This window comes from Oscillatoria sp. HE19RPO (assembly GCF_024220515.1).
In the GTDB taxonomy this organism is placed as follows: domain Bacteria; phylum Cyanobacteriota; class Cyanobacteriia; order Cyanobacteriales; family Laspinemataceae; genus Laspinema.
This window is the reverse complement of the sequence record NZ_JAMXOT010000314.1, coordinates 1-10,471: the sequence shown is the minus strand read 5'-3', so window position 1 is coordinate 10,471 and position 10,471 is coordinate 1. Positions and strand designations below refer to the sequence as shown.

Annotated in this window: 4 protein-coding genes; all 4 read left to right on the top strand. The window is 50.3% G+C overall.

The window, feature by feature from the left end; translation table 11 throughout:
• Positions 1–609 precede the first annotated feature (609 nt).
• A complete protein-coding gene (gene dnaK, locus NG833_RS24700; protein ID WP_254567931.1) occupies positions 610–2,835 on the top strand; it encodes a molecular chaperone DnaK in 2,226 nt (741 codons plus the stop codon).
• Positions 2,836–3,015: 180 nt separating this feature from the next.
• The gene (locus tag NG833_RS24695; RefSeq protein WP_254567930.1) at positions 3,016–4,023 is read left to right on the top strand and encodes a DnaJ C-terminal domain-containing protein; all 1,008 of its coding nucleotides are present in this window, start codon (positions 3,016–3,018) and stop codon (positions 4,021–4,023) included.
• A 340-nt stretch (positions 4,024–4,363) separates the two neighbouring features.
• Positions 4,364–7,231, top strand: coding sequence for a PAS domain S-box protein (locus NG833_RS24690; protein WP_254567929.1), 2,868 nt, complete (start codon positions 4,364–4,366; stop codon positions 7,229–7,231).
• A 383-nt stretch (positions 7,232–7,614) separates the two neighbouring features.
• Positions 7,615–9,756, top strand: coding sequence for a response regulator (locus NG833_RS24685; RefSeq protein WP_254567928.1), 2,142 nt, complete (start codon positions 7,615–7,617; stop codon positions 9,754–9,756).
• The last annotated feature ends 715 nt before the right edge of the window (positions 9,757–10,471 follow it).

The following is a 10,471-nucleotide window of genomic DNA, read 5'->3' as shown; positions in this document are numbered from 1 at the left end:
TCCAAAAAATAAAACCTTCAAAAAACCCGCACCCTGAAGGGTGGGGCTACACGGACAAAGCCCGCCTGCGCGGGCTAAAAGAGCCTTGTTAGGTGCGATCGCATCAAAGCAAGGATGATTTATTTGTTGGAATACCCTTAATGACCCCAAATCGTTATTTTCTGTAGCCGCGCGAGAGCGATCGCCTGTCCATAAGAGCAATTTAATGACCCCAAATCGTTATTTCCTGTAGAGGCGATTCTCGAATCGCCCCTACAAAGACACCTTGACCGGGCTAGATTTTGAGGACCAACCCTAAATGTAGAGGCGATTCGCGAATCGCCTCTACATTTAGGGGTTCATGTTACAGATTGCGTAAGTCCTGGTGGGGTTTTCCCAGCCACCCAGCCGAAGAGTTGCACTGACTGAGGCCAAAACCGCTACAGTGCGGACGCAAGATAGAATAAAGTCAGAAAGCAATATCCTGAGTATTGCAACTTAGGATTAACTGTTATGTCGCCACTATTGGTGGCGATCGCTTCTTGTAATAAAGTTCCAACGAGCCAACCAACCCAAAATCAGTTTAATTGTTAATCCAAGCAGTAAAACACGAGAGGTGGAGACAACAGCATGGGCAAAGTAGTCGGCATTGACCTGGGGACAACAAACTCAGTGGTCGCAGTAATGGAGGGAGGCAAGCCGGTGGTGATTGCCAATGCAGAAGGAACGCGGACAACTCCCTCCGTGGTCGGTTTTAGCAAAGAAGGGGAACAGCTAGTCGGGCAGATGGCCCGACGGCAAGCGGTGCTCAATCCCCAAAATACCTTTTATGCCATCAAGCGGTTTATGGGCCGCCGCTATGGGGAACTTTCCTCGGACTCCAAGCGAGTTCCTTACACCATCCGGCGCGATGAAGAGGACAACATCAAAATCAAATGTCCTCGGCTGAAAAAAGACTTCTCTGCCGAAGAGGTCTCGGCGATGATTTTGCGGAAACTGGTAGATGAAGCCACCCGCTATCTGGGAGAACCCGTAACCGGCGCAGTGATTACGGTTCCGGCTTATTTTAACGATGCCCAAAGACAGGCTACCCGCAACGCGGGACGGATTGCCGGGATAGATGTCAAGCGGATCATCAATGAACCCACAGCCGCCTCATTGGCTTATGGCTTTGACCAGCTAGATTATAAAACCCTTCTCGTCTTTGACCTGGGGGGAGGAACCTTTGACGTTTCCATCCTGGAAGTGGGGGATGGGGTGTTTGAGGTGAAGTCTACCGCTGGGGATACGCAGCTTGGGGGCAATGATTTCGATAAGAAAATTGTAGACTGGCTGGCGGAGCAATTCCTGACCACAGAAGATGTAGACTTGCGACGCGATCGCCAAAGTTTGCAGCGGTTGATTGAAGCAGCGGAAAAAGCCAAAATCGAACTCTCCGGAGTGCAAGTCACCGATGTTAACCTGCCCTTTATCACCGCCACGGCAGAAGGACCCAAACACCTAGAAACCAAACTGACGCGATCGCAATTTGAAGCCCTCTGCGGCGACCTAATTCGACGACTTCGCATTCCCCTCAAGCGGGCATTCACCGACGCAGGAATGACCCCCGCCCAAATCGATGAAGTCGTCCTCGTCGGCGGTTCCACCCGGATTCCCCTAGTCAAAGAACTGGTCCGCAGCTTAATCGATCGCGAACCCAATCAAAACGTCAACCCCGATGAAGTCGTCGCCGTCGGTGCCGCCATCCAAGCCGGAATTCTCGCCGGAGAAATCCGCGATGTCCTGCTATTAGACGTCACTCCCCTGTCTGTGGGACTCGAAACCATCGGTGGGGTGATGAAAAAATTAATTCCCCGTAACACCACCATTCCGGTGCGACGTTCGGATATCTTTTCTACCTCGGAGAATAATCAAACCGTCGTAGAAATTCATATTGTCCAGGGAGAACGGGAAATGGTTGCGGACAATAAATCCTTGGGACGGTTTAAATTGACCGGAATTCCACCCGCACCTCGGGGAGTTCCCCAAATTCAAGTATCCTTTGATGTGGATGCTAATGGAATTTTGCAGGTGACTGCCTTAGACCGAATGACCGGGCGAGAGCAGAGTGTGGTGATTCAGGGGGCATCTACCCTCAGCGAATCGGAAGTGATGCGGATGATTCAGGAGGCCGATGAATATGCCCAAGTCGATCGCGAACGCCGGGAACGAATCGAAAAACGCAACCGAGTCGAGGCCCTAGCCTATCAAGCAGAACGGCAACTGCGAGAGGCGACCTTGGATTATGGCATCCAATTTGTGGCCCCCCATCGCGGACGGATTGAAACCGCTATCCGAGATCTGCGCCAGAGTTTAGAACGGGGGGACGAACGGGGAATCGACTTAGCCCAGTCTGACCTTCAAGATGCAGTCTACGAACTCAACCGGGAAATCTATCGGCGCACTCAAGAGACGGAAGAGGAAGAGAGTATCTTTGGATCAATCCGTCGTGCATTTACCGAAGACCGACCGGAACGAGACTCGGTGAGAGATGATTTCTTCGAGACGGCCTATCGGCAACCCCGAGAAATCTATCCCGGAGACAGTCGCGGACCCCAACCGCGAGACTATTATCCCGGAGACAGTCGCGGAACCCAATCCCGAGACCTGTATTCTGGAGACAGTCGCGCCTCCCAACCGCGAGACTATTATCCCGGAGACAGTCGCGGATCTCAACCGCGAGATTTTTATCCCGGAGACAGTCGCGGAACCCGACGTCGGGGACGGTCCTCGGTCCCGGGGACGAGTAGCCCAAACCGTTACAATAATCCCTACCAGGATGAAGATTGGGATGACGATGATGAAGAGTGGTTGTAAAATCAAGCGTGCGCGAACGATTTTGGATTGCGATCGCGCTTTGGTGAGGGGAAGGGGGGTTCGGTAGGGTCCCCTCGCGCCGTGGCAGCGGCAACCCAACCGCAGTCCCCTCCATAACTCCAAGGTCGTCCGTCCATTTAATTGATCACAATCCAAAATCTAACGTCTAAAATCGCGGATATGCAGAACTGGCGCAATTATTACGAAATTCTCGGATTGACGAAAGAATCCTCTACGGAGTCGATTAAAAAAGCCTACCGGCGACTGGCAAGGCAATATCACCCGGACCTGAATCCGGGCAATAAAGTCGCTGAGGAAAAATTTAAGGACCTCTCTGAAGCTTATGAGGTCCTTTCGGACCCGAACAAGCGGGCGCAATACGACGAATTTAGTCGGTTTTTGGGCAAGAAAGGATTTAAAGGTCGCGCAGCGGTGCGACCCCCAAGCTGGAACAGTCGCAGCAATCCGTTTGCGGCAGGGTCGTCCCGGGAACCTCGCAGTTCGAGTAATTTCTCGGAATATGCCAATTTTGACAGCTTTGTAGATGAACTCCTGGGACGTCGGGAAACCCGGACTGCTGGGGTGGGGGTAGGGACCACGGCTACGGCCAGCGATCGCGATGCCTTTCAACCCCGCAGCAGCAAAACGGCCTATACGATTCCGGCGCGTCCTAACCCCCGGGATGTGGAAGCGCGTCTGACTTTACCCCTGGAAAAAGCCTATACCGGGGGTCGGGAACGGATTCGCCTGGAAGATGGGCGATCGCTGGAAGTGACGATGCCAACGGGAATGGTCACGGGTCAGCGGATTCGCCTCCGGGGTCAAGGCATGAATGGGGGGGATTTGTATTTAAAAATTACGGTGGCCCCCCACGGGTTTTTTAAGGTGCAAGGGACGGATATCTACTGTGTTCTGCCCATTTCCCCCTGTGAGGCGGTCCTGGGTGGGGCGGTGGAAGTGCCGACCCTCGATGGGTTGGTGAAAATGACGCTCCCCCCAGGGGTTGGACCGGGTAAACGGTTGCGCCTTGCCAATAAGGGCTATCCCACCGGCGATGGCAACCGGGGTGACCAACTCGTAGAAATTGTGATTGCTGTCCCCAAACAGGTCACGGACCAGGAACGAGAACTCTACGAAAAATTGCGTCAGATTGAAACGTTTAAGCCGCGTCAGGATTTGCTGATTTAGGGACAAAACTGGGTGAGTGCGGAGGCATTTCGTGGGATTGCCTCCGCTTTTAAATAGTAGCTTTAAATACAATATGAAACGGCTATAATTTTTTATAGCATCCCTGTGAGATTATTTCCCTCAACTCTCTACAATCCGTTGGGTAAAATAGGATAAGCTAATAAAAGAAAAATTTTCAAACCCCCCATTTTTTGTGTTTGAAAAATGCCAAAATCTACAATCTCCAGATCTAGAGGGGCTAAGAATAGGCAGAAGAGTCCAATCCCTGGCTCAGTTGTAGGGGCCTCAGATCCATCAGGTCTGGCGTTCGGTGAACTATCAATGGCTGACTTGTGGGTAATTGAATAAATATGAGAGTGTGATGCGATCGCGATTGTCACCTTACATTGCTGCTGTCTGTTCGGCTGGCCTAGTTATAGCCGGAGTGTGGGCCCTGGCGAAGTCGGAAGTCGAACGCAACCGTCAGCAAATTCGCACGGACGTCTTGCTCCAACTCAGTACCAAGCGAGCTAAACTCGAAAGCGCCTTAAACTCCCGACTGTTTATTACGCGGGGTCTGGTTGCCTACGTTTCCAACCATCCCAATGTTACCCCTCAACAATTTGAGCGCCTTGCTCAAGTCATGGTCTCTGAGCAAACCGGGATTTTGAATATTCAGTTGGCTAAAGATAATATTATCAGTCATCTTTATCCGTTTGAGGGTCATGAAAACGCCTTGGGTCTCAATCTCCTGGAATATTACACCTCTCAAAACATTGTCCGGCAAAGTATCGAGAGTAAAAGGACCCTCGTGGCGGGTCCGACACCGTTAGTGCAGGGGGGTACGGCATTAATTAGTCGCACTCCCATTTTTCTATCTTCCCCGAATAGTCCCGGGGAGGGGGAATACTGGGGGCTGGTGGCGATTATCATTGACCCGGAGGTGCTCTTTACCGATGCCAAACTCCTGCCGACAACCAAGGCGATCGCCACTCCTCCAGGACGCAAACCCACCCTCCCTCAATATCGCTTCCATACTCCCATTCCCGTCCAGTACGCCATTCGCGGACAAGATGGCTTGGGGTCCCAAGGGGCTGTATTTTTCGGAGATCCAGACCTGTTTAATCGTAACCCGGTTCTCCTTGATGTTTCCTTACCCAATGGATCCTGGCAAATGGCCGCCATCCCCTTAGAGGGATGGCCCGTAAGTAGACCCATTGGCTGGTTATACTCCCTAGGCGGTTTTTTAGCCTTCTCCTGTGGATTATCTACTTTTATTTGGGTCAGAAAACCTTGGGAAATGGAGTTGGCGGTGGAACGGGCCACCTCAGCCCTCCAAAAGAGTCAGGAACGCTATGCGATCGCCGTTGCCGGGGCCAATGATGGCATCTGGGACTGGGATTTGAACGCCCAAGAAATCTATTTTTCTCCCCGGTGGAAGTCGGCGATCGGTGCTCACCCCCACGAAATCGGGTCCAATCCCGATGAATGGTTCAGCCGCATTCACCCTGATGACTTGGAACGAGTCGAAGCCGATATTCAAGCCCACTTAAAAGGCCGTAGTCCTCACTTACAAACAGAATATCGGATCTTGCATAAAAATGGGTCTTACCTTTGGATGCTAGTTCGGGGGATGGCAGTTCGGGATGCCGATGGCAATCCCTATCGGTTTGCCGGGTCCCAAACGGATATTACCGATCGCCGACGGGCCCGAGAGGCCCTGCGAGTCTCTCAGGAAAAGTTTTCTAAAGCCTTTCGCGCTTCTCCTGATGCGATCGCCATTACCACCCTGGAGGAAGGGCGTTATATTGAAGTGAACGATCGCTTCTTAGAAATGTCCGGCTTTGAGTGGGCTGAAGTCATCGGCAAAAACTCAACGGATCTGAATATTTGGGTCTATGAAGCGGAACAAAAAACCTGTATTCAGGAATTACAAACCTGTGGTCGAGTCATCGATCGTGAAATTCACTTTAGAATGAAAGCCAGGGAAATTCGAGTCGGCTTATTCTGTGCTGAATCCATCGTTCTAGAAGGGGTTCCCTGTGTCGTCTCCATCACCCGGGATATCACCGAACGCAAACAGTATGAAGAAAAATTATACCATACCACTTCCGAACTCCAAGCCATTTTTAAAGCCCTTCCAGATTTATACTTTAAACTCGATAACCAGGCCATAATTTTAAATTATCAAGCTGGAAAAGTCTCAGACCTTTACCGGCCTCCGGAAGAATTTCTAGGACGTAAAATTACTGAAGTCCTACCCTCCAATGTCAGTCAAACCTTTATAGAAGCGCTGAATGAAGTTAAAGCCAATCGCGATTTAGTTTATCGAGAATATGCCTTACCCATGAACGATCGCCTCCAATACTTTGAAGCGCGACTGCTTCCCCTCCTGGAAAACCAAACCATCGTAATTGTCCGAGACATTACCAGTCGCAAACAGGCGGAAATCATGCTATACGAGGCCAAAGAAGCTGCCGAAGCCGCCAACGAAGCCAAAAGTATGTTTTTGGCTAACATGAGCCATGAACTGCGAACTCCCCTGAATGCGATCGTTGGCTACAGTGAAATCCTCGAAGAAGAAGCCGAAGAAGTCGGCATCCCCGATTTTATTCCCGACTTGAAAAAAATTCAGTTTGCCGGAAAGCATCTCTTGAGCCTAATTAATGATATTCTCGACCTCTCCAAAATTGAAGCCGGTAAAATGGATATTTACCTAGAAACCTTTGAGGTAAACCAGGCGATCGAGGCAGCAGTGGCGACCATTTACCCCTTAGTACAGAAAAACGGGAATCAGCTCCAGGTTAACACTCCCCCCGATCTGGGCCAAATGTATTCCGATTTAAGCAAAGTTCGGCAAGTGCTATTAAACTTATTAAGCAACGCCGCTAAATTTACGGAAAATGGGACAATCACCTTAGAAGTGAGACTCTTTCCCGATCGCGTATTTCCCCCCAATCCTCCCCCGGACTGGATTGAATTTCAGGTGAGTGATACCGGAATTGGGATGACATCAGAGCAGATGGAGCAGATTTTTAATGCCTTTACTCAGGCTGACCCCAGTACCACCCGTAAGTATGGAGGAACCGGCTTGGGATTGGCGATCACTCAGCGATTCTGTGAAATGATAGGAGGGGAAATCTCAGTTTCCAGCGAACTCGGATCCGGATCGACTTTTACGGTCCGCCTGCCTTACCGCTTTCAATTTCCGGCCAACCTCATGGAGTAACCAAACTACTCAAAACCAATCACGAGTTCAGGCATTGTTTTGAAAAGTACCCAGTTGAAGGAGGGAAGGATGATCGGGTTTTACACCGAGTTCGGGTTAGGAAAAGAAAATGGGCGTATAACCCTTACCCTGGCTAATCTTAGCAAGGGACAGCCTCCAGTGACTCGATTCATCCTAAATCCGGTTGTCAGAAACCTATTGTACTCTTTAGCCCGCGCAGGCGGGCTTCGTTCGTATAGCCCCAGGCTTCAGCCTGCGGGTTTTTACAGACCTTTGACTTTAGTCCGTGCAGGCGGGCTTCGTTCGTATGGCCCCACCCTTGAGGGTGCGGGTTTTTACCCGGGGTTAGTATTCTCTGGGTCAGTATAGGGAGGACTGCGATCGTGCTTTATCCAGAACAAGACCAGCTAACCCTGGATTCCACCTTGGCGGATTTACCGTCCCATGATTTTCAAGTCCCCGCCTCCACCCTCGGACAGGTTGTCAGCCAAGCCTTTCAAGCTCATCCGGAGTTACCCGGCGTGATGATTATCTCCGAGGAACAACCCCTCGGCATCATTTCCCGTCGGAAATTTTTTGAATGGCTGAGTCGTCCCTACGGATTAGAAATTTATCTCAAACGTCCCATGTCCGTCCTGTGGAGTACGATCCAAGCGGTGGAAACCCAATCGGGCATCTATTCCCCGCCCCTTCATCTCCCGGCATCCTGTAAAATTCACGAAGCGGTTGATATTGCCCTAGCCCGTGACCCCCACCAAGCTTACGAACCGATCGCCCTGAACTTCCCCGATGGACAAGTGCGATTTTTAGATTTGCATATCCTCTTAGTCGCACATTCTCGCCTCTTCCAACTGGCGAATCAAACCATTGAAGAGAAAAAAGATGCGGCGATCGCTGCCAACCGCGCTAAAAGTCAATTTTTAGCCAACATGAGTCATGAACTCCGAACCCCGCTCAATGCCATCCTCGGTTACAGTGAAATGTTACAAGAAGATGCCGAAGACATGGGCCAAGAAGACCTAAGCTTGGATCTTCAAAAAATTCACGGTGCCGGAAAGCATTTACTCGGGATTATCAACGATATCCTCGACCTGTCTAAAATTGAAGCAGGTCGCATGGAACTGTACTTAGAACCCTTCGACATTGAATCCACCCTCCAGGAAGTGGTCAGTACCATCGAACCCCTAATCGAAAAAAATACCAATCAGATGGCGGTCCGATTTGCGCCGGAACTCGGCTCAATGTGGGCTGATTTAACCAAAGTTAGACAGAATTTATTTAACCTGCTCTCCAATGCGGCTAAATTTACAGAAAATGGCACAATTTCCCTGGAAGTTACCCGTCTCCCTAACCCCCAACCCCAAGAGTCTGCCCATGAAGTCCTCTGTGCAGTTCTCGCACAACCACCCGAATCTGCCTATTTAACCCCAGGAGTTCCTCACGCTGAATCCGATTGGATTTGCTTTAAAATCAAGGATACAGGAATTGGGATGACACCGGAGCAAATCAATCGGTTATTTGAGGCGTTTACTCAAGCGGATGCCTCCACGACGCGCAAGTATGGCGGGACGGGTCTGGGGTTGGCGATCGCCAAGCGATTCTGTGAGATGATGGGGGGTGATATTACTGTCACCAGTCGCGAAGGAGAAGGGTCTACCTTCACCATGCTCCTTCCGGCACAAGTAAAAACCCTCCCCACCCTAGAACAGGACTCCTCCAAGGCAGACTTAGAGGCACTCCCAGATACGGGAAAAACAGTTTTGGTGATTGATGATGACCCGACGGTTCATGAACTGATGCAGCGGTTTTTGACCAAAGAAGGCTGGGGGGTAGCAGTCGCCTCCTCGGGGGATAGAGGATTAGAACTCGCCAAAGAACTGCACCCCGATGCCATTACCCTCGATGTGATGATGCCGCATCAAGATGGCTGGTCCGTTCTGTGCGCCCTCAAAGCAGACCCAGAACTCGCCGATATCCCCACCATTGTTCTCACAATGATGGATAATAAGCCAATGGGGATGGCTCTAGGCGCTTCGGATTACATGACTAAACCGATCGATCGCCATCGCTTGATTGCACTGTTGCATAAGTATCAGCAACGCCAATCAGAATCCTCCTCAGACCAAAATTCGGTAGAATCGATTTTGATTGTGGAGGATGATCCTGCGACTCGGGATCTGCTGCATCGGGTCCTGGAGAACCACGGCTGGAAAACCTTTGTGGCCGAAAATGGTCGTCGCGGTTTAGAGGCGATCGCCGCTCATCCCCCGGATTTAATTTTACTCGATTTAATGATGCCAGAAATGGATGGATTTGAGTTTTTAAATGCTTTAAAACAATATCCTCACTGGCGATCGATTCCCGTCGTCGTCATGACTGCCAAAGATATCACGCCCCAAGAGTATCTACAACTCAAAGGCTCAGTCCAAACCATCCTCCAAAAACAAGGCTTAAGTTTCGAGCGCCTCTGCACCGAAATTCGCACCATGATCGCCGAAGCTTGTCACCGTCAAAAAGTCGGATGAAACCCTCACGTTCCAGTGACCTTTTCTCCCTTACAAAAGTAGTTTTTTTACCTCCAGTCCCCTCCCCTTGGCCTAATCTTGTAGGGGTTTTGTAGGGGCGCAATGCTTGCGCCCTCTAGCTTTGGAAAACAGTCCCTAGCTTTGGAAAACAGTCCCTAACTTTGGGCGCAAGCATTGCGCCCCTACATAAAATAACGATTTTTCGTAGGCGGCTTCAAAACCCCTACAAGATTAGCCCCTTGGCAAGGGGAGGGGACCATCAGGTGCAGTTAAGCGTAAAAAACATACTTTTGTAAAACCCTTTTCCCCCTAGGCACGGCAAAAAAAAAGAAAAGTGAAAGGGATTGCAATCCTCTCTCGCCCATTTTGAACTTCCCGAACAACCCAAGACCCCATCATTTTTACTTTTAGGTGAGAAATATCGGAACTTATATAACCTGGACAACTCTCAAATGCTCCGGTGAAATATCCACCCCCTCAAAGCTGAGTTCCTCCTCGCTGCTCTCCAATTCGGGAAGTGAATAAATTCTCACCTATTATAGCTTAAGAGCTTAAATACAACAATTTGTGAATCAATAAGGGGATTCCAACAAATAAATCATCCTTGCTTTGATGCGATCGCACCTAACAAGGCTCTTTTAGCCCGCGCAGGCGGGCTTTGTCCGTGTAGCCCCAGGCTTGAGCCTGCGGGTTTTTTGAAGGTTTTATTTTTTGG

Bases quoted from the DNA above. Each gene is read 5' to 3' on its own strand.
- NG833_RS24695 (WP_254567930.1), top strand. From the start codon at position 3,016: ATGCAGAACTGGCGCAATTATTACGAAATTCTCGGATTGACGAAAGAA.
- dnaK (WP_254567931.1), top strand. From the start codon at position 610: ATGGGCAAAGTAGTCGGCATTGACCTGGGGACAACAAACTCAGTGGTC.